General features: G+C 43.8%; 19 protein-coding genes, 1 tRNA gene and 1 pseudogene. 8 read left to right on the forward strand and 13 right to left on the reverse strand.

Annotated features, from left to right (window positions below; genetic code table 11):
• Positions 1-79: 79 nt before the first annotated feature.
• Genes QOL44_RS00710 through QOL44_RS00730 form a run of 5 tightly spaced genes read right to left on the reverse strand, consistent with a single transcriptional unit; the run spans position 80 to position 6,912 of the window.
• The gene (locus tag QOL44_RS00710; protein WP_045086426.1) at positions 80-850 is read right to left on the reverse strand and encodes an ABC transporter ATP-binding protein; all 771 of its coding nucleotides are present in this window, start codon (positions 848-850) and stop codon (positions 80-82) included.
• Positions 847-1,875 carry a FecCD family ABC transporter permease gene (locus tag QOL44_RS00715; protein ID WP_009058102.1) on the reverse strand — a complete coding sequence of 343 codons (1,029 nt, stop codon included), beginning with the start codon at positions 1,873-1,875 and terminating at the stop codon, positions 847-849. The genes QOL44_RS00710 and QOL44_RS00715 overlap by 4 nt, the downstream gene beginning before the upstream one ends.
• Entirely contained in the window at positions 1,865-2,902 is a 1,038-nt protein-coding gene (locus tag QOL44_RS00720; protein WP_009058103.1) for an LLM class flavin-dependent oxidoreductase, read from the reverse strand. The genes QOL44_RS00715 and QOL44_RS00720 overlap by 11 nt, the downstream gene beginning before the upstream one ends.
• A gap of 18 nt (positions 2,903-2,920) precedes the next feature.
• On the reverse strand, positions 2,921-4,060 hold the full coding sequence (locus QOL44_RS00725) for an ABC transporter substrate-binding protein (RefSeq protein WP_009058104.1): 1,140 nt from the start codon (positions 4,058-4,060) through the stop codon (positions 2,921-2,923).
• On the reverse strand, positions 4,048-6,912 hold the full coding sequence (locus QOL44_RS00730) for a TonB-dependent receptor (RefSeq protein WP_009058105.1): 2,865 nt from the start codon (positions 6,910-6,912) through the stop codon (positions 4,048-4,050). The genes QOL44_RS00725 and QOL44_RS00730 overlap by 13 nt, the downstream gene beginning before the upstream one ends.
• A 713-nt stretch (positions 6,913-7,625) precedes the next feature.
• Here QOL44_RS00730 and QOL44_RS00735 point away from each other — a divergent pair.
• Positions 7,626-7,823, forward strand: a complete 198-nt coding sequence (locus QOL44_RS00735; RefSeq protein ID WP_134437660.1) for a hypothetical protein — start codon at positions 7,626-7,628, stop codon at positions 7,821-7,823.
• Between the two features lie 28 nt (positions 7,824-7,851).
• On the opposite strand, the gene QOL44_RS00740 is transcribed toward QOL44_RS00735, so the two are convergent.
• Positions 7,852-8,001, reverse strand: coding sequence for a hypothetical protein (locus QOL44_RS00740; RefSeq protein ID WP_153300087.1), 150 nt, complete (start codon positions 7,999-8,001; stop codon positions 7,852-7,854).
• A 168-nt stretch (positions 8,002-8,169) separates the two neighbouring features.
• Positions 8,170-8,292 (reverse strand): annotated as a pseudogene (locus QOL44_RS11205) (hypothetical protein); the annotation flags it as partial.
• On the opposite strand from QOL44_RS11205, the gene QOL44_RS00745 reads away from it, so the two are divergent.
• Complete coding sequence (locus QOL44_RS00745; RefSeq protein WP_166791418.1) at positions 8,267-8,419, forward strand: hypothetical protein; 153 nt, start codon at positions 8,267-8,269, stop codon at positions 8,417-8,419. The pseudogene QOL44_RS11205 and the gene QOL44_RS00745 overlap by 26 nt on opposite strands.
• A gap of 172 nt (positions 8,420-8,591) precedes the next feature.
• Here the strand turns inward: QOL44_RS00745 and QOL44_RS00750 are convergent, their stop codons facing one another.
• The 4 genes from QOL44_RS00750 to QOL44_RS00765 all read right to left on the reverse strand — a co-directional run bounded on the left by QOL44_RS00750 (position 8,592) and on the right by QOL44_RS00765 (position 10,563).
• The gene (locus QOL44_RS00750; RefSeq protein WP_283401187.1) at positions 8,592-8,882 is read right to left on the reverse strand and encodes a hypothetical protein; all 291 of its coding nucleotides are present in this window, start codon (positions 8,880-8,882) and stop codon (positions 8,592-8,594) included.
• Between the two features lie 236 nt (positions 8,883-9,118).
• Positions 9,119-9,316 (reverse strand): hypothetical protein, encoded by a 198-nt coding sequence (locus QOL44_RS00755; protein ID WP_009058110.1) that lies wholly within the window; start codon positions 9,314-9,316, stop codon positions 9,119-9,121.
• A gap of 505 nt (positions 9,317-9,821) precedes the next feature.
• Positions 9,822-9,895: transfer RNA gene (locus QOL44_RS00760), tRNA-Arg, on the reverse strand.
• The gene (locus QOL44_RS00765; protein WP_009058114.1) at positions 9,886-10,563 is read right to left on the reverse strand and encodes a lytic transglycosylase domain-containing protein; all 678 of its coding nucleotides are present in this window, start codon (positions 10,561-10,563) and stop codon (positions 9,886-9,888) included. Before QOL44_RS00765 ends, QOL44_RS00760 begins: the two co-directional genes overlap by 10 nt.
• 151 nt (positions 10,564-10,714) lie before the next feature.
• On the opposite strand from QOL44_RS00765, the gene QOL44_RS00770 reads away from it, so the two are divergent.
• The 3 genes from QOL44_RS00770 to QOL44_RS00780 all read left to right on the forward strand — a co-directional run bounded on the left by QOL44_RS00770 (position 10,715) and on the right by QOL44_RS00780 (position 15,153).
• A complete protein-coding gene (locus QOL44_RS00770; RefSeq protein ID WP_009058116.1) occupies positions 10,715-11,605 on the forward strand; it encodes a YihY/virulence factor BrkB family protein in 891 nt (296 codons plus the stop codon).
• A 312-nt stretch (positions 11,606-11,917) separates the two neighbouring features.
• The gene (locus QOL44_RS00775; protein WP_045086771.1) at positions 11,918-12,337 is read left to right on the forward strand and encodes a hypothetical protein; all 420 of its coding nucleotides are present in this window, start codon (positions 11,918-11,920) and stop codon (positions 12,335-12,337) included.
• A gap of 338 nt (positions 12,338-12,675) precedes the next feature.
• Positions 12,676-15,153 carry a TonB-dependent receptor gene (locus tag QOL44_RS00780; protein WP_009058120.1) on the forward strand — a complete coding sequence of 826 codons (2,478 nt, stop codon included), beginning with the start codon at positions 12,676-12,678 and terminating at the stop codon, positions 15,151-15,153.
• A gap of 224 nt (positions 15,154-15,377) precedes the next feature.
• Here the strand turns inward: QOL44_RS00780 and QOL44_RS00785 are convergent, their stop codons facing one another.
• The gene (locus QOL44_RS00785) at positions 15,378-15,800 is read right to left on the reverse strand and encodes a hypothetical protein (protein WP_009058121.1); all 423 of its coding nucleotides are present in this window, start codon (positions 15,798-15,800) and stop codon (positions 15,378-15,380) included.
• Between the two features lie 627 nt (positions 15,801-16,427).
• Between QOL44_RS00785 and mnmE the strand changes: the two genes are divergently transcribed.
• Together mnmE and QOL44_RS00795 are read left to right on the forward strand one after the other, a co-directional pair.
• On the forward strand, positions 16,428-17,753 hold the full coding sequence (gene mnmE / locus QOL44_RS00790; protein ID WP_009058122.1) for a tRNA uridine-5-carboxymethylaminomethyl(34) synthesis GTPase MnmE: 1,326 nt from the start codon (positions 16,428-16,430) through the stop codon (positions 17,751-17,753).
• Between the two features lie 3 nt (positions 17,754-17,756).
• Positions 17,757-18,785, forward strand: a complete 1,029-nt coding sequence (locus QOL44_RS00795) for a quinone-dependent dihydroorotate dehydrogenase (protein WP_009058123.1) — start codon at positions 17,757-17,759, stop codon at positions 18,783-18,785.
• 35 nt (positions 18,786-18,820) lie between these two features.
• On the opposite strand, the gene QOL44_RS00800 is transcribed toward QOL44_RS00795, so the two are convergent.
• A complete protein-coding gene (locus QOL44_RS00800) occupies positions 18,821-19,501 on the reverse strand; it encodes a metal-dependent hydrolase (RefSeq protein ID WP_009058124.1) in 681 nt (226 codons plus the stop codon).
• Positions 19,502-19,791: 290 nt separating this feature from the next.
• Between QOL44_RS00800 and QOL44_RS00805 the strand changes: the two genes are divergently transcribed.
• A complete protein-coding gene (locus QOL44_RS00805) occupies positions 19,792-22,239 on the forward strand; it encodes a TonB-dependent receptor (protein WP_009058125.1) in 2,448 nt (815 codons plus the stop codon).
• Positions 22,240-22,257 lie beyond the last annotated feature (18 nt).

The raw sequence follows: 22,257 nt of genomic DNA on the forward strand, positions 1-22,257 counted from the left end.
GCTGTCTTGGTTCTTACGCACTGCTGAGAGTATCGTTTCGACTTCTTGGGCTAAGCTGATGGTGCATAGGAAGACAAGTTTAAGCGTGTTGTTTGATTGTGGAATCGAACTGCCGGAGGTAGGGATGATCCGGTGGGATACTGAAAAGTTCAGCGACCAGCTGTTTTGTCAAAACCTTAGCAGGAGGTCCCTGGGCGATGAGCCTCCCATTCCGCAGAAGAATTGTGCGGTTGGCGCCAAATAGAGCGTGATCGAGTGCATGGGTTGAAAAGAGAATAGTATAGCCTTCCCGAGCAAGCTTTTCACATTCCTGCAAGAAAAGCCACTGGTTCCCGTAGTCGAGGCTTGCCATCGGTTCATCAAGGATAAGAATCTTGGAGGATTGAGCAAGCGCTCGCGCCAGCTGCACCAGTTGCCTTTGGCCTACGCTCAACGCAGCGTAAGGACGCTCGCGTAAATGAGCGATCGAGAGCTTATGGAGCGCTCCTTCCACTGCCGCTTCATCTTGTGAGGAGAAGGAGGCAAAGGGTGAGCGATGGGGAATTCTTCCCATTCGGACTAGCTCAACAACACGATAGGGAAGGAAGGCTTGGTGCATTTGGGTCAGGTAGGCGATCCGGCGAGCAAGAATCCGTGGCGGAATCCGGGAAAGGGGCACTCCCTCGAAAACGACTTCCCCTTGAAGTGGCCGGCGTACTCCAGCCAAGATCCTGAGCAGTGTACTCTTTCCGCTTCCATTCGGTCCGAGAAGAGCGATTATTTCTCCTGGATAAAGCGTAAGACTGATGCCTTGCAAGATGAGTTTCCTCCTGGAATAGCCATATGTAATCTCTACAGCCTCTAGCATCATTCACCTCCGTTCCATCTTCGAAGTCGAGGTAACAGAAGAAGAAAAGCTAGGACTCCAAAAAGCTCAGTGAGAATCCCCAAGGGGACCTCCATCGGAAAGAGGGTTCGCGACAGATCATCTATCCCCAAGAGAAAGACGGCTCCACCCAGGGCGGATGCAAGGACGAGACGTTCATTATCAGCTCCCACTAGGAACCGAAGCAGATGGGGAACGATCAGACCGATCCAACCGATCGTTCCCGCCAGTACAACGGTCAGGCTGCTTGCTAGTGTTGATAGACCGATCACGGCAAGCCGACTTTTCCAAACGTGGATGCCCAGAGAGCGAGCTTCATCCTCCCCGAGGCTGAGCGCATTCAGATGAGGGGCAAGCATGACGAGACCCAGAATGGCTCCCGTCATGGGGAACCAGAGCAAGCTAATTATCTTCCGATCTACGCCAGAGAGTCCGCCCATTAACCAGTAGACGATGCCAGGAAGCTGGTTATAGGGATCCGCGACATACTTTGCAAGAGAAAGGAGGGAAGTAAAGAGAGCATTGCTGACGATTCCCCCCAAAACTAAGGAAAGAACTCCTTCTCCTGCAATGGCCCGAGCGACAGCGACCGACAACAGAACTGCCGCAAGCCCCCCTACGAAGACACAGAATCCCACGACCGCCCCAGGAGCAAACACAAGCATTGCCAACACCCCGCCGAACGAAGCTCCGGAGAGGACGCCTAGAAGAGCCGGAGAAGCAAGCGGATTGGAGAAGATGGCCTGGAAAGAGGCCCCGGATATTGAAAGCGAGGATCCGACCAAGATAGCCGCCACGATCCTTGGAAATCGGATCTCCCAGAGGACCTTTTCAAAAATGGTCTGTTGCGAACCGTCCGCCACAGCAGCTTTGCCCCAGAGCGAATGGATCAACTCATGAATAGGGATCGGATACCGCCCCAAACAGAGAGAGAAGGCTCCTTCCAAGACGAGCACAACGCTCAGAAAGGCAATCCATGGGAAAGCATGCACCCTTTTTCTATTCCGCATAACTCACCCCCGGAATAGTGGCAACGTTGCCTGTTGAAGAATCTTCCCGAAGAAGGGGTAGCACTTCCCGGGCTATAAGAGTGAGAGATCGAAATAATAGATCGCGCGGCAGAAACCCAAAAAAGGAACACAGCCCGTTCACTCGGCGGATACCGTAAAGTTCCCGCATCGATCGAAGATGCTCTGCGCAGGTGGCCGGCCCGCCAGCGATCACGATTTCCTGGTAGAAGCGCTCCGGGATGAGCTCTTCTTCGGTGAGGACGCCTCGCTTTGTGATGCCGATCTTCCGTAAGAAAGCTGTCAACTCTTCAATTACTGGGAAAAGCTCTCGGTAAGCTGACCGATCATCGTTGCTTACGTAGAGAAATCGGCCAACTGGCACTTGTTCTGGACGGCCTCCCCCAGATCGATAGGCGGAGAGGATTGTTGCAAGGTGTGTTGGCGACTGGATGCCATGTTGAATCAGATAGAACCCTTGCTCCGCTGCCCAGCGTGCGCGTTCCTTATGGTAAGTAGCGATATAGATCGGGGGATGAGGTCGCTGGACAGGCTTTGGCAGGATGCAATAAGAGTTAGCACCCAGGGAAAGTGGCTCCTCCCGCCAGCAGTCCAGGATCTGCCGAAGGGAGGTGATGAAAGCCTCGTCAGCTCGGGCAGGATCTACTCCGAAGGCATCAAAATATCTTTGATTTCCTCCCCGTGAGATGCCGAAGTCGATTCTTCCTCCAGAAATTCGGTCGAGTGTGGCGATCGCTTCTGCCATTCGGATGGGATGATGCAGCGGAAGAAGAAGAGCTGAGAAGCCGATGCGCAGCCGGCTGGTCTTGGCTGCAAGGGCTCCTGCTAGGACCATTGGATCGACGCAGTTCCGCGCAGCGCCAGTATGTGCTCTCGATTGGAAATGCTCCTCATTGATCCATAGACTTGAAAATCCCAGACTCTCCACTTCTTCCGCAAGGACAAGCCAGTCCCTTACTTCTCCCTCACTCTCAAGCCCTCCTCCGCAACCAGAAAGACCAATCTCCATAGTCATCTATCCTTTCCATTATTTCTCGGATATTTTTTTTCTCAATATTGTATCGGCTTCCGCTTCCGAAAGCGGATAACCAAAAAACCGCCGATAGAACTCCCTCGTCTCGGATCTTAGATCATATTCGTGGAACTGATCCGGGTGGAACTGCTGAGCTGCCCAGAGCAGGGCAAGCGGCTCCTCGACAGTCCTACGCCCCCATCGATGGACCCCCATTGGCATGCAGAGCACCCTTCTTCGGCGCACCGCTGAGAGAGAGGCGAAGCGAGCGTCTTTCCGAGCCAACTCAATCTCTTCCGGCTCTTCGACGATCAGAATGTCCGGGTTCCATACCAAAAGCTGTTCAATGGAAAAGCGGTACTCTTCAGAGGGACGATCTCCGGCCGTGAGACTCTGTCCTCCAGCATCCTCAATCCACCTGTCGACTATTCGATGCGGGGTAGAGAGGGAACGCAGGCTACAATAGAGAACTCGAGGACGCTGCTCTCGAGGAATTTCTGCAACGACCCTTGATACGATCCGATCGATCCGCTCCCAATAGGAGACGTAGGAGGAGGCTTGCTCCTCTGCGCCGACCGCGACTCCGAGAAGGCGCACCGCCTTGGGAAGATCCTCCCGACTTCGCAGCTTTAATGAAAAGACAGGAAGCTTGCACGCTTCCAAAGCCTTGGCGATTTCAGGAGAGGCGACTACCAGGTCAGGATGGAGTGCAAGGAGGGTTTCTAGATTAGGCCTGTTCTCCACTGATTGAAGTGGGGGAGCATTCAAGATTTGGGGAGCTAGTATACCTTGCCACCTCCAGAGAGGGCTCCGGGCCCATGGAGGAAGGCCGCTGACGATTTTCCTTCCCACTCCGAGCACAAAGATCAGACTATTCAGCACCGGCACTGGGCCAAGAGTAACAATTCGCTCCACTGGTTGGGGAACGTGAAGAAGATGACCCTCGGTGTCCACGGCCTCCTTCCAGGAGCCGTTCAGTGAATTTGAGGAGCCTGAAGCTTGCCCCTGCAACAGTGGAAGGCAGGTGAGCGTTACGAGCAAAAGCGCAAACATCGGTCCCAGGCATTCTCTTTGTCTCCATGTTGGACAAGGCTCCAAAAGTCGGCCGACACTGTAATCTAAGTAATTCAATTGATTCATTATCAGAATTTCCATGCAAGAGTTCCTTGTATCCAAAACGGTAGGCCAGCCATAATACTTGTCGTGTCAAACCCGCGCGCAGGGCTTGCTCCTGATCCCATGGGAAGCCAGTAATGGCTATCGGTCACATTGAAAAACATAATGGAAGCCTCCCAGCTGGAATTGGCATAAAAAAGCCGGACATTTGCCACATATTGACCTGGGATTGAAACTGCGTAATTATAGTCGAGGAATTGTGAGCTCATGGCCAGCAATCCCACTGTCAGTCCGACCCCAAAGTCAGTCGTGTAGGTCACCATGGCGTTGAGGACCGAGTTTGGCCAACTGATGAAGTTATATACACCGGGAGGAAATGGTTTTGTGGAATCCAGCGGGAGTCCAAGAGCGAGGACTAAATCGGTATTGTACTGCTGACCGAACATAAACGGACCATGAGAGAGGGCAGACCAGTTTTCCGTTCCCTGCGCATAGAAATAACCAAGACGAGCCCACCAGTGCCGATTGGGTTGGTAGGTGGCCGAAAGCTCGAAACCGGTCACGTCGGCAGGTGTTGGAGGTGCAAGAAAGTTGAAGAGGCTGGTCCTCTCAGCGAATCCAGCTGTTGAAAGATAAAGCTTGTCCCCAAGCAGGCTGAACTTTACTCCGCCTTCGTAAAGCCGGTTTTCGATCCGAAAGGAGTTCCCTGCTGTTGATGCTGGTGTATAGCCGCCTTGAGCTCCGTCTTCGGCCGTCGCGTAGTACCAGTTGAAATCGAAGTAGGCTGTCATCCACGGAAAAGGCTTATAAACGGGACTGATGTTAAAGAGGGGTGCTAGCTGAGCTGTCTCATAGCCCGTTGATAGTACTGCTGGAGTACCTGGAGGTGTTGTTGCCGAAACAAAATATCCCGTTACCCGAGCGCCAAGCAGCAGACTCCAGTGCTCTCCGAACGTAAAGTTATGCTGGTAGAAGGGCGAGAGCGCCCAAAATTGGGAATCAGTACTTCCTCCTCCCCCGTTCAGTGGTTCGAAATAGTATCCGGCTGCTCCCCCGGGGACCGGCCACAATCCACCAGATGGAGCTTTGGGATTTCGGACGCGGGCTTGAAAGGCGGGGGTCAACTCCGCGTTCCACATCAATGGATTTGTTTGGAGGATGTCCCAGGCGTTGAGAACAGAGAAAGATTGAGAAACATAATCGAGGTTTCGCTCGAAGCTCCATTCTACCCCCAAGTCGACCTGATGGGTGATGTTGAAAGCCTCCTTCTCATTTTCTGCCTTCCCCCAGATGGGTGTATCGAATCCAATCCGAATCTCTGTACGATTGTCCACCTCGTAGTCGCCGGGAATCGACTGATCGTAAAATCGAGAGGGTAAGAGGAAAGCGTTCTGGTCGTAGAAGAAGGCAGTGTTGTTGACCAGCTGCGCCTGGTCACTCAGTTGAACCTGCTGCACAAGTTGGAGCAGCCCGCTCAGTCCCCGGCCACCGCCTTCGGGATTCACTGTGGATAGCCGGCGGCTGATAGGTTTAAGCGGACCCGCATAGGTCGAAAACGGAGGGTTATGAGCCGGACCAGAGGTCACCTCCTGGATGGGCAGAAAGCCTGTCGAATAGAGTCCATCGTTGATCAATGCGCTCGTCGGACGGTTGATTCCCATACCCATGAGGGGCATATAGTCATAGGTCCCCAAATCTCCGTAGAAGTTGACGGAGTAGTTTTCGGTCGGCTTCAAGCCAATCGCCAAGTAGATATTTTGCTGGTCGTTGTGGATATTCTGGTAGTAGCTGCCATTTTCGATACCCATGTAGCTAAGGCGGTAGCCCGCCTTGCCGCTTTTTCCGATCGGTCCACCGAAGTCGGTTCCCCACATGTAGTTCTGATACATGCCAGTCGAGTCCCAAACTGAGCCGCGGAAACGATCAAAATAGGGTTGCTTGGTTAAGTAGTTGACGCTTCCGCTGCTTGGCTGTGTCGCGCCGAAGACCGCATTGGCGGGGCCTTCAGTCAGGTCCATCGATTCGACCATGTTCCAGTTCCAAGGTACCCCTCCGAAGCTAAAGTGCTGCAAAGTGTCCTGAATCCCGTTGACGTAGGGAGTTGCAGCAAAACCCCTTACAGTGGGTGCCGTTCCAAAGCCCCCATTGAGTCCGGAGTATGCTCCTGGAATGAGCATGGCAATGCTCACTGGATCAAGATAACCGAGGGCGGTCACTCCTGCTGATTTCATCAGCGTCTGGTTAATCGGGGTCACCTGCCGGGGAATGTCGAGCACTTCCATTGGGAATCCAAAGACCGAAGAGGTGGGCGAAGCGGTTGGAAGGACGCTGTCTCCCTCCCCCTTCACGACAACTTCTGGAAGTGTTACGGAGCTTCCCACCGAAGCATCAGTCCATTTCTCTGATGGTCCTCCTGTTCCCATTGGAATAGCGCTCCAAAGTGTTCCGTTCCCTGTAGAAAGGAAAATTAGAAGGACTGTCTCCACACTCCACGGCCAGAGCTGACAGGCGGTTGGCGGCTGGCTACATCCTTTCCCTGTTCTCCCCGATCCCTTTACACCCTTCTTCTTAGAGAGGAAAAAAGCTAGGTTCAGTGATGCGGATAGCGATCCTTTCTTCAAGGAAGGGTTTGTTCTCATCTTCCGAAGCAAAGTCATTAAAGGTAAAGCTACAGAAACAAGAAAACCCCATCTGGAATTATGAAACGCTAGGCGAGGGAACTTGTGCTCGACATTTTCATTGTCTAACGAATGAAACTTTTCCGGTAGTGAAAAGAAGCTATCCGTAAAACAAAGGGCCAAAAAAGAAAATCCGTACAAGTAAAAAACAACTAAAAAAAATGACGATTTATAAATTTCTTTTTTACATACAATGCCCAGAAAAATTTTCATAAGTTCCTTTTCACAAGGTTAAAAAGTAAAAGTTGGGTAGGGTAAATTATAGAAGACATATGTCCTTTAAAGAATATTGTCACATGATATGTCAAGTATATTATAAAATACGTATGTATCTTTTATTATACATTGGGCATGTGTGCTGACAATTTTGAGACCTGTTTTAAAATCTTAGGGATCTTAGGGCTGTATTTTATAACTGAACAATGAGGTCTTTGTTGTTTGGATGTAATAGAGAAAGCAGAATAATAGAAGAGCTGTTGAAATGCTCACATTTTGTTACTCAGAATTGTGCACTCTTATAGTATACGAGTGAAGGTAGTTTGATCTAAGCAGCCGTCTTATCAGCCTGTGGAAAGGCAAAACGAATTTGATGAAGCAGGAACGTTGGGCTAAAGAAGTTTAGATGTGTTTTAACTAGCCAATCAATCCAGTATATTTTGCTTTTTATTATCATCAAAAGTTGGAGGACTCAAAAAAGTTTATTAGGAAGATCCAGTTTTAAGCTTCTTTTTGGCTTCATCTTTTTGTACATGATGGAATAAACCTTCCAATTCCTCTACGGTGTTCACAAGTCCTTTTGTCATGACTTTCCCTTCCTCATCAAGATAAAAGTATAGGGAAGAGCAACTGAACTGAAAGTAAACTCCATGTTTTCTTTACAGGACATATGAGAAAGCAGATAGAAATTGTGAATGTTTGTATTTTTGATGCAAAGTCAGATCTTCACCATTACTGACAAAGATATTGTCCAAACGCTGAACAGAGCTATTCAAAGAGGCTCTATGAGGAACAAGCTTCTAGCCAAAAGGACAGGATGGAGGAATAAAGAAAATGAGACTATCCTTTATCAAAGGATGCCTCTCTATGATTTGAACAGGAAGTCGATTGTGCCCCACATCTTTTGATTCGAACAGCTAGGGTTTTTTACCAAACTTAAGTCCACTTAGGAAAAACAAGGCTCTTATGGGGGCCGATTCTTTCGTGGAGAATGCTGATCTGACCAGCAAGTGCAAGAACACTGAGAGCTAAGCAGCTGATTGCTATCCACGAAAGAATAGGAGAGGCAATAAGAAGTTCAATCATAAAGCCTCTTTTTTTAATAATGATTGGGAAGCTTTGATGGTTGCAACTTGAAATATTCGCTCCGAGAATGTGGACGATTGAGAAGCCAAAGCAAAAAAAGAGGAATTCAAGACAACATAATAGGAAATTCCTAGCAAGAATCATCCATAAGTTTTTTTCTTTTGAAACACTGAAATAGCCGCAATTGATCCTTTTATTGCCTCTAAGAAGTTGGGGGAGGACAGCAAAAGAGAAGATTGTAAGAAGGATTAGAGATAAGGAAAGAGTGCCCAACCACATTAAACTAAACAAAAAAGAGCCAACTACTGCGCTTTCAAGGAGTAAGATGAGGATCGAAAAGGACTTACAAAACATCGTGGAAGCGGCCAGTAGCTCTAAAGAGGTTGAACAAAAGGCGGAAAATGCAGGGGCTTTTTGATTCCAGAATAAAAGAAAAGCTCAAAGATGAAATAGCAATGCAACTTTAGGATGGGAGTGGATTACCAGAAAGAGAACAACTGACAGAATGCCCAGGATGGCAGTTTGCGGCGCCTGTGTTTTATGGCCTTAAGGCAGCTTTGGCCCAGGGGTGCTACTGCCCTTTCCAGTTGTCACTTTGCATCGACAGTGTGGCTGCCGAATGTTGTTCCAAGGACATAGGGGATTTGAGTCCATCGGGTCATCATCGTTAGTAATACTGCATTCAATTCAACCGTTCGGAAGGCATGGGCATCGTAATTAATGCCACTTGAAGGGGAGTAATAGCAGGAGTTTGAGACTTGTCGTGTTTGTAGGTAGCATAAACGTAAGCAACATCTCCAAACCACAAGGTTAGTCGAAAGACCGAAGCGGTATTGGCGATGTACGATTGCTGTCATCGAACAACGGTAATACCATTGCATACATTTGGAAAAAGAAACATCGTCACCCTGAGGAAAGTGCTGCTTTAGGGGTAGGAGGCAAGTTTACGAGTGAAAGCCGGGAAAGCCCACACTTTTAAGAGTGAGATGAGAGGCGGCTTCATTAAGTTGCAAATGTCTAATGGTTGCGGTATAATGCCTGGCCTTAGGGCTGGACCGGTCCGATCTAACGCCTCTGGAGAAGGAGGCCGATGCACGGATACTGGGGAGCAACCCTGCTATTCGTGTAAGTTTCCTTCGGTGAAATAGGAAGCCCACTCTTTTAAAGGTAGGAGGAGGTCACACATAATGGGATTAAACAGTGTGCTCATGCCCCCTTCTGCATAAGCATTGTGTCGGGGCTTGTGGTTTATCTTGTTGATAGGATACCCAAAAAAACGAAAAGTAGGATAACAATCGGAAGAAAGAGAAGCCATTCCCTCCTCGAACTAGAAACCCCTGGCTTCTACACCATGCTTGTTTCTGTGATTGAAGACAAATCAACAACACCCCAAAGTGGTGGATCGAATTTGCCGCTTTTGTTACTTAGTTGAATAAAGGAAAAAAAGAATAGACTTTATAGATTTATATCATTCCCCTGTCCTTGTTCTGAGCTTCAACGGACTAGTCGCTTATATCATTGTATACATTTTCTTTCCGTATTCCCAAGAAAGAATGCACTCTAAATTACGAAGGTGCCTAAATGGAGGAATCCATCACGTAGTCTCATGGATGGGAGACTCTTGATCCTTGTCATCATTCCGGAATGGGAGTCTGTCAAGAGTAATGGTTAAAAAACGATCTATTGGTTTTCGTATGACGATATCTTTTTCTTTTCTGGAGATATCAGTTCGGAAAAGACTCGCAATGCGCTTCATCCACATGAAGAGATAAGTTTTCGGATGGCCTCCTGTATATTTTTTATTCTTTTTCTATTCTTTTTGGGCCCTACAGGATTTGAACCTGTGACCTGCTGATCCGTAGTCAGCCGCTCTAATCCGCTGAGCTAAGGGCCCTGCTTTTCTATAGGAAGATCTTTTTTTAAATTTTGCTGTTGAGTTTTTTTGTTGGAAAGATTTTCCTTCCCATCCTCTCCTCCAAGAAATGTAAGCACCTCATTCCAAGAAAGCCAAAAAAACCCGTTTTTATATTCTTTATAGCGTCCGAGAATTTTTAAGATATAGCTTTTGGTAGAAGGAAAATCGATTTTTTGTAAAAAAGCTGCAGAACTTGTTGGATTTTGAGGATCTACCCAATGCAATGCATTGCGTCTTCCTGCATTATATTCAGCAAGAGCGAAAACAGCGGGATTGTCTGTTTTCTGCCACCGTTGCAGAGCCTGGCCTAAATACCAGCTGCCTATTTGAATGTTTAACTTGGGATCCAAAAGGGCATCGATCGAAATAGGATTGGTTTTTTCTTTCTGTATCCAATCCTTGAGTGCTGGTTCTCTTATTTGCATTAAGCCTCTTTCCCCATTTTTTCCTATTTTTTGAGGTCGAAAACGACTTTCTTTCCAAATGACCGCTTTGATGAGCAGAGGATCTACTCCATATTCATGAGCATATTCGGCAATGAGATCATCGTATTTCATTTCGATCTTTGAAGCGATATCCTGCCATAGAAAAAGGATGATGACGACTGTTAAAAATAGGATAAGAATCAGGTTAATCGTTTTTGTCATGATTTATTTTTTAGGAAGAATATTCAAGATAGAAAGCCGTTCATCGATCTACGGAACCTCTGTTTTCTATTTTACTTAAAAAAGATATAAGATAAAGAAGGTCAAAATATAATAAGCTCCAAAATAGCATAATCATCAACACATCTGCTATATGAAATTTCTTTTTAACCTTTTCAAAGGGGCTGCTTGGGGATGGATTAAACATAATGCTTCGAAAATGGGAGCAGCCCTTTCCTGTTATATCCTATTTTCTATTATCCCTCTCATATTAGTACTCGTTTCCCTCGCCAGCCTTTTCCTTGATCCAATAAAAGTCAATCAAGAAATTCTATTTATTCTTTTACAAATTTTAGGGGATGAATCCATCAATCTTTTTAAGAATTCTCAATTTCATGTTTCTTTCGAATTTTGGAAAAACCCTAGAGAACTTTTAACTGTGATTTTCTCTTTGCTGTTCGGAGCTTCTGGGGCATTTATGGAATTGCAAAAATCTCTTAATGAAATATGGGAAATAGAACCCGGCAAGGAAGCCGGGATATGGCATTTTGTCCAAAGACAATTTTTATCTTTTTTTATCGTTTTTTTTTCTGGATTGTTACTGCTTCTTTTTCTTTTATTGTCCACAACTTTTTTGGAAACCGCTTCTTTTTTAAGGGAATTTTCTCCAGGGTTGAAAAAATACATTCCGGAAGGTATTCAATTGGCAAGTTTTATTATTGAAGGCCTTATATTTGCTTTGCTGTATAAAATCTTGCCTGATACAAAAGTTTTATTCAGAGACGTTTGGTTAGGAGCGGCTTTTGCTTCCACTTTAATTTTTATTGGTAAATCCTTATTATGGATATCCTTAAGAAAGAGTGCTGTGGCAACGATTTATGGCGCGGGAGGATCAGCCATAATGCTTCTACTTTGGATATTTTACTGTTCTCAAATTTTCTTTTTTGGAGCCGAACTTTGCCGAGAATATGCGCTATCTACTTCAAAAGAAAGAAAAGCAGGCAAGATCAATCAAAACCGTTTCACCTATTTAAATCGTAGTTAGGGAGTGTGTTTTTTCCTTAGAAAGCTGTGGAGGCTATTATAAAACGGCATTGAATAGATCGTTATGGCCTTAATGAGGAGGTATCAATGGTTTTCATGAGCCTCCACAGCCCTCTTTACAAAGCATTTTGTATGCCATTTGCTTTTAAGCCCATCTCACTCTTATTGTTTCTTTTTTCTGGATATTTTTCTTTAGATGGCTGTTTTTCAACTTTTTATTTATAAGCATATGAAATAAAATATAATAAAGTCTTTCTCTATGAAAATGTTAGAGATTGGCTTGAGGATTAAACGAAAAGGAGAGAGAAAAATTATGAAAAAAATTGCACTTTTATTATCCAGCCTTGCATTTTTAGGATTTGGCTCTGGCATAGTTCCGCTTTATGGCCAGACTCACCATCGTCATCATCATGAACAAGGAACAACAATGAAATTTCATCATATGCATGAAATGATTAATCACGCTGTCGAAATGGCAGCCGAAGGTTCTAATCTTATCATGCTAGGTGAAATGGGAATGTCTCCTGGAATCGATGAACTATCGATCGACCATGGCAGACATCACATAAGGGAAGCCAGAAGCCTTATTAATAGCGTCTTAGAAAGCAAAACAATGAAGGAGCTTCATAGTCAAGGATTAGGGGAAAGCTCCGAAATGACTTATACACACAAGCTTGCTGACAAAGCCAAAGAATATATAGATCTGGTCGCCCAAATGCATTCTGTCAAATAAAATGACAAGAGGAGGAGTGGGCTCTTTCAAATGAGCCCGCTCTTTTTTTTTCAATTATTCCTTGGGCTCTTTTCCCTTTAGAATGGCATCCTCTTATGGGGAATAAGAAGTTGTGAGTATGGAATGTATTATGCCTTTTTTTATATGGAAAATTGGAGCATAAATTTTCTTCTATTGTATTTTTGGGTGGAATTTCACTCATGATTTTTTTTATTTTTTTTAAATTCTAAATTTTTTTCACTATTTTTTGCTCCTTTTAATTTTCCTCCCTTTAAAAAATCAGGCTCTTTAATATCTCCAAAGCTTTTGGCATACCTTTTGCTAAGGGATCGTACGCTATGAAAAGAGTCTCAATGATTGCGTTTCTGGGCATGGTTATTTTTTTGTTATTCTTAGCAAACAATGGATTTGGGTCTGAAGATCAGCCGATAAGCCAAAAAGAATCGACTGTAGCCGTAGGGTTGGATCCAGATAATCCTGGGAAGGAAACTCCATCCAAAGCCAAAACAGCCAAAAAGTCTGCTGATGCTGATAGGAATAGACAAGATTATATGCCAGAAAAGTCAGAAGTTATTTATACGCAAAGGACTCTAGAAGAAACCGTTAGCCAACTTCCTGAAGTGCAAGTCATTGCCGTAACTCCTTTGCCGGGGATGGGCCAGCCGCTAGAAAATTTGCCTGGGAATTATCAACTAGCCAAAGGAGAAACATGGTTAAGGCAAGAAGAGTTTAGCCTACCGCAATTTATGGAAAGGAACATGGCTAGCGTTAATGAAGTCAATCTCAATGGTAATCCTTTTTTGCCTAATATCAACTATCGTGGCTTTGCGGCTTCGCCTATTCCTGGTACTCCTGTAGGGATTTCCGTTTTTTATGATGGAGTAAGGATTAATGAACCCTTTACAAACAATGTTCTTTGGGATTATGTGCCTCAGTTAGCTGTTTCCACGATGGAAGTAGTTCCAGGTTCAAATCCTATTTATGGACAGAATACTCTTGGAGGGGCCTTGGTAATTCAAACAAAGGATGGAAGGCGTAATCCAGGCTCCATGATCCAGGATTATGCTGGAGCATGGGGAACCAATGATCTTGAATTTCAACATGGGGGTTATAAGGGAAAATGGGACTGGTTTTTGTCTGGCAACTGGTTTAGTCAAGAAGGTTGGAGACAGCAAAGTTCAAGCTATGTCAAGCAGCTTTTTGGGAAAATAGGCTATCATGACGAGGGGACAGGAACCGACATTCATTTAGAATATACGGGGGCTGATAATCTATTAAATATTTTGGGCCCTACTCCTGTGGATATGATCCAGACAGCAGGCAATTCCATGATCTATACAGGGCCTAACCCTCAGCATGACAATCTGAACCTTGTCAATCTATTCGCTACTCAGGCCCTAACGGAAGAATGGACTATAGGAGGGAATGCTTATTTTAGAGAATCTGACTTTTCTTTTAATAACGGAAATATCGCCAATAATGTGGATCAGTTTCTAGGGTTTAACTATCCCCTGGATGCTCAAGCCTTGGATGAAAATGGAATGCCCATTCCAGCCGGAGAATGGGATTTTGGGAATATCAATCAAACAGGCGCAGGGGCGCGGATTCAAGGACAATGGGATAAAAAACTGGGTTCCATGGAAAATTATATGATTGCAGGAGCAAGTTTTGATTGGTCTCAGAGTATATTTAATTCTGGCTTTTATCCTGCGGCCATGGGAGCCAATTACAATAATATAACGATTCCTGGTTTTCCTTTTCAACAACAGTTTGTGGTACCTGGATTTTCGGACTTCGTCGGATTGTATCTGACTGACACATTTTCTCCCACCCCTTGGTTTCACCTTACAGGAGCGTTAAGAGACAATTATGCGCAAATCACTATTGGTGGTTTTGGCGTAGATAATAATGGGGAGACCGTTTCATTGAATGCCGCAGAGAGGTTTCAGCAACTAACCCCAGCAGCCGGGTTTACATTTCAGCCGCTTATGGCTTTTGGGATCCATGATCCACAAATAAAAGATTTAACCTTTTTTTTCAACTATAGTGAAAGTTTTAGGGCCCCCATGCCTGGAGAGATTACAGGAGCGAATCCAGTCATCCCTGTCATTCTTCCCATTGCACAGCTGGGTGATCCTATGCTTGCTCCCGTTCTTGCTCAGACTTTCGAAAGTGGCCTTCGGGGATCGATTAAACCAAGTCAGTTATCGTGGGCTCTTTCCTTTTATCGAACAGATATTGCCAACAACATTGTTTTTCAGAATACCGGTCATTCTAGCGCTGGATTTTTTCAAAATGTAGCGGCAGAAAGAAATCAGGGAGTAGAAATCACCTTACAGGGAAATTACAAAAAACTGGGTTGGTTTGCTAATTGGTCATTTCTGGAAGCAACCTTTCAGTCCTCACTTTTTTTGGAAAATGCAATTAGCCCTTCAGTGCCTGTCTCTCCAGGGAACAGGCTTCCAAACCTGCCGGAACAGATGTTTAAAGCTGGTATCAGTTATCAGATATTCCCGAGGTGGCTCATTTCAGCTGATTTTCAATACTATTCCAGCCGATTCCTTTACGGTGATTGGGCGAATGTGTATCCAATGCTGAGAGGCTTTTCTGTTCTAAATATTCAAAGCTATGTTACCATTAATCGGTATGTCCAGCTCTTTGCTTTTGCTACTAATGTTTTCAATGAATTTTACGCTGGAGCAGGGATGATCTCCCAGAATGTGTTTACTGGAGCCCCTAATGGGGGAACCATCGTACCTTTTATCACTCCTGGTTCTCCTTTTGGAATATGGGGAGGAGCAAGAATAACTTTTTGAGCATCAGATTGGTTGGTCCTTTTTTTCGATTGTCTCTTTCTCTCTATGTCCTCTCTTTCCGCATCTCCTAGGTGCTTACTGGTTTTGGCGGCAGATTCCTGATTATGAGCGAAATGCATCAGAAGGGTTTTTTTGATGAGCATATCTTTTCTACAAAAGAATCTGCTAGCTAGCTTAGCTATGTTGATTGGAAGGCGTGGAAGGAGTATTTGGTAGTGTTTTTTTTATTCAACGCTGTCTTGAAGGACAAAGATGTTTTCATCAACTCCAAGAAACTTAGAAGCCTTTTTGACATACTCGTCCCTCAAGTGTAGATCGGTGAATTTTTTCAAAGCTCTATGAGCAGCTAAAAAAGCATAATCTTTTAGTATGGGGCGTAAGGAAAATTGACTGTTTTTAGAGCTGAACAAGTAAAAAGAATTATTATGATTATCTTTAATGAGTAATTCGGCTTCTTCTTTATCTTGATTTTCTTGAGAGACTCTAAGATCTAAACATTCGTAATGAGCAATCAAAAACTGATGAACATCTCTAACTATTGATGTATGGGCAGTTGCCATAGAAAAAAAAACCATGAGAAACATTGTAAAGGTCGTACGAATAGAAAACCGCAACGCAACGTTTCTCCTATTTCTTTCTTTTTCCATGTTCTCTACAACTACTAATTCGTTTGACTGTCTTGAGTTTCTATTTTCTTAAAAGAGAAATACATTTCTTCTTTTTCTATCTTAGAAGTAGAAAACTAAGAGCTTCTCAAAACAAAGTTCACTGTTAAAAAAGACATTTTTCCTTGTGGATCTTGCAATCTGATTGGATAGGATAGGCAATTCAAAAGATAGTTGCTCTGACTATTTTCTATTCATTTCTGGAATTGGAACAAATTGGACAGATAAATGAACCTCTGCTAGGTTAGGCTGTCATTCTAGAGCATGAATCCAGTTAAAACGATTTGTTGTTAGGGCATACATACCAGAGGAAAGGACTTTTAAAAATAAGTCTTTTGAGGATTGAAATAGCCATGGATGGAGAATCGATCGCTTTCCCACAATAAGGCACAAAGAAAAGCTCAGGCTAATGAACAGCAAAAGAAGATCCTTTGGCTTTACCCATACAATGTTTTGCTAATCTACAATCCACTTAAACTAAAAAAGCTTTTTCTCTACTCATTTGTGGAGCCATCCTCTTGCCTTGGAAAGGGGATGGAAAAAGGATAAATTATTCAAAAATGTTTGAGTATAGTAGTTAAGTACTAAAACAAAAAGGAAGTTGTCAAAGTGCAAAATACAATAGTTGCTCCGGCCACCCCTCCGGCTATTTCTGCCATAGCTATTGTGCGGATGAGTGGGCCAGAAAGCCTATGGATTATCAATTCATTGTTAAAAAAACCTCCCTATTGGGAACCTCAAAGGCTGTATTACAAAAAACTTTTTTTTGAAGAGGAACTCATAGACGACGTGGTATTGTCTTATTGGAAATCTCCAAAGTCTTATACTGGCGAAGATATGGTGGAGATATCGTGCCACGGTAATCCCTTTATAGTTGAAAAGATTCTTGAGGCCTGTCAGAAGCGTGGAGCAAGGCTAGCTGCTCCTGGTGAATTTACTAAACGGGCTTTTTTAAATGGGAAAATCGATTTAACGCAAGCTGAATCTGTCATTGACATTATCCATGCAGGCGGATCTTTGGCTTTAAAATCGGCCCAAGCGTTACAATCGGGTGGGTTATCTAGAGTTTTGTTGGCGATACGCGAAGAGTTGATCGATATTGTTTCTGAGCTTGAAGCCTATATAGATTTTCCTGAAGAGGATATTCAACCAAGGGTAGGGGAACAAATTATTGCCAAGCTATCAGAAATTGAAAAAAAACTTCAAAACTTACTCTCTTCTGCTTCTTTAAGCAGAGTTTTGAAAGAGGGCTTTACCATTGTTTTGGCTGGATCACCCAATGTTGGCAAGTCAAGTTTATTCAATGCCTTGCTTAAAGAAAACCGGGCTATTGTTTCTCCACATCCAGGAACGACAAGAGACACAATCGAAGCTGAGTGTCGCATTTCCTCCTTCCTTGTTAAAATTGTTGATACGGCCGGCCAGAGACAATCTGTTGACGAGATAGAAGCTGAAGGGATAAGAAGAGCCAAAGAGGCAGTTAAAAAAGGGGATCTGATTATCCATCTTGTTTCGGCACCTGATCCTCCTTCCTCAGATCCTTTTGTTTTGGATGAGCTTTTGCCTGAACAGAGAGTAATTCTGGTTGCATCGAAAGCAGACTTAGGCATTCATCCATTAAATCAAGAAAGACTGGCTGTTTCTGTAGTGACGGGGAGGGGAATGGAAGAGCTTGAAGAAAAGATAAAAGATATTTTAACTGGATTCTTTCCTCGCGATTTTTCCTATGGAATCAATTCCAGGCAAGCGGTGGCAATAGAGAAGGTATTGACAGCGATTAAAAGAGGGATAATGGGGATTAGAGAGAAGAGGCTTCCTGAGCTTATTAGTAGCGAGTTAAGATATGGTTTGGAAGCAATAGGGGAAGTTGTCGGCTTTACAAGTTCGGAGGACATTTTGGATAAAATTTTTCAGAAATTTTGTATTGGAAAATGACTGATGATCTATAATCTCTTAAGGCCGTTACTTTTTTCTTTGGATCCTGAATTTGTTCATCTTTGTAGCTTGCAGTTATTAAGTCAGCCTTTTTTTAGTTACTTGTCTAAGGCTCTTTTATCTCCTTTAATGGAAGTCAAAGGATTGGAAAAAGAACTTTGGGGGATTCATTTTTCTAATCCTATAGGGCTGGCAGCTGGATTCGATAAAAATGGCATTGGTTTACAAGCCTGGGAATCTCTTGGTTTTGGTTTTGTGGAAATAGGAACGGTGACTCCGTTGCCTCAAAAAGGTAATCCAAAACCAAGGCTCGCTAGATTGCCAGAAAGTGAGGCTCTTTGGAACTCCCTAGGCTTTCCAAGTGAGGGAGCAGAAAAGGTTTCGAATAGGTTGAAAAAGTTTCTTATGACGAAGGGAAAACCCAGAATGGCTATTGGGATAAACATTGGGAAAAACAGGTTTACTCCTTTAGATGAAGCGGTTGAGGACTATAAAAAATGTTTTCCTTATTTTAAGGATCTTGCTGATTTTTTTGTTGTCAACGTCAGCTCTCCAAATACTGTTGGTTTAAGATCACTACAGGAAAAAAAGAGACTGGAGCTCATATTAGATGAATTAAACTCTATCAATATTATCCCGAAAAGTCCTATTCTTGTTAAAATTTCCCCTGACATTGAACGGAGAACTATTGCTGAAATCGTGGGTGTGCTTATTGAAAAAGAGGCCGGGGGAGTGGTGGTAGCGAACACCATGCTGGCTAAAGGACCCTGGGGACATATGGGAGGGATAAGTGGAAGACCGCTGAGCAAAATTTCCACAGAGTTGATACGCTTTGTCAAAAAAGAAAGCCTTGGGCGTCTTCCAGTCATTGGAGTAGGAGGAATTTTCAATACTGCCGATGCGGTTGAAAAAATAGAAGCGGGAGCAGATTTGCTGGAAGTATTTACTGGTTTTGTGTACAATGGCCCTTCCTTTCCTAAAAGGCTTTGTCAAGGGCTGGCTGAATATTATCAGGCCAAAAGATCTAGCTGAAGCAAAAATCTCAAAGCTAGGTTCTTTGTATATGGTTAAATTTCAAGAGATTGGCCGGCTTTGAGAAGGTGGAATGGAATATCTTCGTCCTGAAATTTTGCTTGGGCTTCTTCATGGTCGATTTTGATGGCATCAAAAGTATCAAAATGAACTCCCATAACTTGCTTGCAATTGAGCAGCTTTGCGGCATAGATGGCTTCGTCTATGCCCATGGTAAACACTCCTCCAATAGGCAGAAGCGCCATATCTATTTTAAAACGTTCTCCAAAAATTTTCATTTCAGAGATAATGGCAGAATCTCCCGCGTAGTAAATTATTCCTTCTGGACTATCTACGATAAATCCTCCGGCTGTACCTCCGTAGGAACCATCAGGAAGGCTGCTGGAATGAGCGGCTTGGACATAATGGATTTTTCCAAAATTAAAACGTCGAGATCCCCCAAGGTTCATGGGAAGAATCTGGGTTACCCCTTGCTTCTCTAGCCAGAGGGTAATTTCAAAGTTAGAAAGAATAGGAGCTTGATTGGCTTTTGAAATTTGAGCTGCATCTGAAATGTGATCAAAGTGGCCGTGAGAGACCAAAATGTAGTGCGGATGAAGATCTTCTACTTTTATCGAATGAGCCAGCGGGTTCTGGGTAAGAAATGGATCGAAGAGCAGATAAGAACTCCCCACTTCTAAACCAAAACAAGAATGGCCAAAATAATGGATTTTCATATGCACTCTTTGTTTTTCAACGGCTATAGCAATCCAACTTTACAAGGTTTTGTCGAAAAATAAAAGGAAAAGTAGGAGAAGGGATGGCTATTCCTATAGGCTCTCTCCATCTTTTTTAATAGGGAAAGCCATATGGATCAGCAGAATGATTAAAAATAAAGATTGACTTAAAATTTAGGCAAACCTAATATTATTAGACAAGGCTAAATCATAAAATCCTTCTGATAGCTCTTAATATAAGGAGTTTATGGCTTGGCTTAATTGTTGATAATTAGTTATCATATACTTTAATGTTTCTTTTTCTATTCTTTATCTTGTTCTTCTTTAATTACTATTGTGTTGCTTCCGCTCAACCATCTCAAGGCCTCTTCAGTGTAGACAACCCAAAACCGCAGGCAAATCCAAATGAAGCAATAACCCTTCCGACCGTGGAAGTCAGTGCTGAGGCTGAAGTAGGTCCAGCTTCCTCTTTAACTTCAGCTTATGGGCCCGAAATGAGTCTATTTGAAACTCCTAGACAGATTACCCAAGTTTCTCGGGAGGCGTTAAATACCGTAGCTCCTGGAAATCTGATGGGCTATGATGATCTTGCTCCCTTAGTTCCTTCTCTAACCACAATGGCTCCTGCTGGTGATTATTCAGTAGAACCTTTTATTCGCGGACTCCCAGCCACCACCTTCAGAAATGGTATGATGGTAGGCCTGGAAAGTTATGGGACTAGTGGAGTCCTCCCTAATTTTTATGCCTATGAAAATATTGATATCGTCCAAGGGCCAGTGACGGCAGTTTATGGTGCTAGAGAGATGGCAGCGGGTTATGCCAATCAAATTACCAAACAACCTTATTTTGATAAGTTTAGAGGCGCTGCCCAGTATTCCATTGGAATGTATGACCAGAATAGGTGGAATATAGACATGGGTGGTCCTTTTGTCAATGGAAAGGCGGCCTACCGGTTTGACTACGCTGGACAATATTCTGGCAGTTATTATGAAGGGGCTTATATGCATAGTCAGGATTTTTACTTAGCTCTGTCTGCCAAGCCTACGGAAAACTACTGGATAGACACGAATATTGAATATGATACGCTTGGTTTTAATCTTCCTTTAGGGATTAATCGGCCTGACCAAGCGCTGATCGATTCAGGGTTGTATCAGAGTGGCAATATGATTGGGTGGTTAGGCCCCAATGGGAATTTCCATCCAGGAATTGGCACTTCGGTCCCCGGCCAAGGGTATGTTATTCAATGGGGACCTCAGCTGCCTATCAGTCTGAGGAATAACCTTGCTAATTTGGCAGGATCAGGGAATTCTCTGAATTATGTAGTGGCCCAAGTAATTCAGACTCTTAAAGTTTCTGACGATCTCCGAATAGTTAATAACACCATGTTTGAATATCTATCCTTGTTGCAAAATCCCCTGGCCAACTCTAATTGGACGTATACCCCTGGAGATTGGTTAATTGAACACCGGATAGAAGCTCAAGATGAGCTGCATCTCGATCTTGCTGGTTTATCCACGAAGCATCTGCTCGATGGTGGAATGTTTTTTTGGTTCCAGAACAATACGGACTATGTCGAAACAAGCCGAATAGCGGATAATTTCTGGAATATGGCAAAGCCTCTTAGCCGATCTAATCTTCTTCCTCCAGTAACAATGTCAGAAGCTCTAAGGGCACAGGATATTTATTTAACGGATATTCCTGTTCCAGGGATTCCTTACATTACTTATAATACCAACAATTTTGCGACTGCCCGCTCCCAGTTTTTCCAATTTTCTCCTTTTATACAAGATGTAATTTCTATAGGAGACAAATGGTCTTTCATTTTCGGCAGCAGATTGCAGTGGTATATAGTGGCTAACAGTGAGCCGCCTGGGACCCCTCCTCCCTTGATGCTTCAAAGCTATTACTCGATTTTGGAGCCACAGGTAAATGCCAGTCTTAGTTATAAACCCTACCCCTGGATGAATGCCTATTTTACCTATGCGTATGCGCAAGTAGCTGCCATGGACGTCTTAGGCGCTTTTTGTCCTGAATTTACAAGCCAGTATTATCACTTAACAACCACAATGTATGAATCAGGAGTTAAATTTAATTTATTCCATGATAAGCTTTTTCTTTCTACAGAAGGCTTTTATTATTCCACCTTTTTTCCTGTTACGGTTCTTCCTGGAGGATTTACTCCCCTCACTCCAGCTGATGTTATAGGGGCTGAACTTGCTGGAACCTATCAGCCGAATAGAAATTGGTCTTTTAATTTTGGCTTTGACTACCTGGTTGGCGAGGAATTTTGGACACAGAGTGCTGCCCAGACTGGGCCAACAGTTATCCAGAACTACTCAGCAGCAGTTGCCGCGCTTTATAACTTGCCGGTCGATCCCTATGTTACCTTACCAACAGGCATTTATCCTTTCATCGGATTTCCTCATGAACATGGAACGGCCATGATAACATACAAATCCGATCATGGCTTTGGAGCTTCTTTCTGGCTGTGGATCCAAAGTGGTATGTTTCTTTCCTATGATTATGCCACTCGCATCCCCATTGATTATACTTTAAATGCAAGCCTCTTTTATGGAACGAACCGATGGAAAATTCAGCTCCAATGCTATAATATTACTGATAATCATTATTGGTTTCCAACAGGAACTGGCTTCCAAGGAGATAGAGTCTATAACTATGATAAAGTACTCATTGGGCTCCCATTTTGGGTTATGGGGACAGTAACCGTGTATTTTTAACTTCTATTTCCTTTCTGC

The sequence above is a fragment of the Candidatus Methylacidiphilum fumarolicum genome (assembly GCF_949774925.1).
Lineage (GTDB): Bacteria > Verrucomicrobiota > Verrucomicrobiia > Methylacidiphilales > Methylacidiphilaceae > Methylacidiphilum > Methylacidiphilum fumarolicum.

What these genes read in the sequence shown, in the direction of transcription:
- QOL44_RS00710 (WP_045086426.1), bottom strand. Translation starts at nt 850, where the DNA reads ATGATGCTAGAGGCTGTAGAGATTACATATGGCTATTCCAGGAGGAAA.
- QOL44_RS00715 (WP_009058102.1), bottom strand. Translation starts at nt 1,875, where the DNA reads ATGCGGAATAGAAAAAGGGTGCATGCTTTCCCATGGATTGCCTTTCTG.
- QOL44_RS00720 (WP_009058103.1), bottom strand. Translation starts at nt 2,902, where the DNA reads ATGGAGATTGGTCTTTCTGGTTGCGGAGGAGGGCTTGAGAGTGAGGGA.
- QOL44_RS00725 (WP_009058104.1), bottom strand. Translation starts at nt 4,060, where the DNA reads ATGGAAATTCTGATAATGAATCAATTGAATTACTTAGATTACAGTGTC.
- QOL44_RS00730 (WP_009058105.1), bottom strand. Translation starts at nt 6,912, where the DNA reads ATGAAAATTTTTCTGGGCATTGTATGTAAAAAAGAAATTTATAAATCG.
- QOL44_RS00735 (WP_134437660.1), top strand. Translation starts at nt 7,626, where the DNA reads ATGCAAAGTCAGATCTTCACCATTACTGACAAAGATATTGTCCAAACG.
- QOL44_RS00740 (WP_153300087.1), bottom strand. Translation starts at nt 8,001, where the DNA reads ATGATTGAACTTCTTATTGCCTCTCCTATTCTTTCGTGGATAGCAATC.
- QOL44_RS00750 (WP_283401187.1), bottom strand. Translation starts at nt 8,882, where the DNA reads ATGCAATGGTATTACCGTTGTTCGATGACAGCAATCGTACATCGCCAA.
- QOL44_RS00755 (WP_009058110.1), bottom strand. Translation starts at nt 9,316, where the DNA reads ATGGCTTCTCTTTCTTCCGATTGTTATCCTACTTTTCGTTTTTTTGGG.
- QOL44_RS00765 (WP_009058114.1), bottom strand. Translation starts at nt 10,563, where the DNA reads ATGACAAAAACGATTAACCTGATTCTTATCCTATTTTTAACAGTCGTC.
- QOL44_RS00770 (WP_009058116.1), top strand. Translation starts at nt 10,715, where the DNA reads ATGAAATTTCTTTTTAACCTTTTCAAAGGGGCTGCTTGGGGATGGATT.
- QOL44_RS00775 (WP_045086771.1), top strand. Translation starts at nt 11,918, where the DNA reads ATGAAAAAAATTGCACTTTTATTATCCAGCCTTGCATTTTTAGGATTT.
- QOL44_RS00780 (WP_009058120.1), top strand. Translation starts at nt 12,676, where the DNA reads ATGAAAAGAGTCTCAATGATTGCGTTTCTGGGCATGGTTATTTTTTTG.
- QOL44_RS00785 (WP_009058121.1), bottom strand. Translation starts at nt 15,800, where the DNA reads ATGGAAAAAGAAAGAAATAGGAGAAACGTTGCGTTGCGGTTTTCTATT.
- QOL44_RS00795 (WP_009058123.1), top strand. Translation starts at nt 17,757, where the DNA reads ATGATCTATAATCTCTTAAGGCCGTTACTTTTTTCTTTGGATCCTGAA.
- QOL44_RS00800 (WP_009058124.1), bottom strand. Translation starts at nt 19,501, where the DNA reads ATGAAAATCCATTATTTTGGCCATTCTTGTTTTGGTTTAGAAGTGGGG.
- QOL44_RS00805 (WP_009058125.1), top strand. Translation starts at nt 19,792, where the DNA reads ATGTTTCTTTTTCTATTCTTTATCTTGTTCTTCTTTAATTACTATTGT.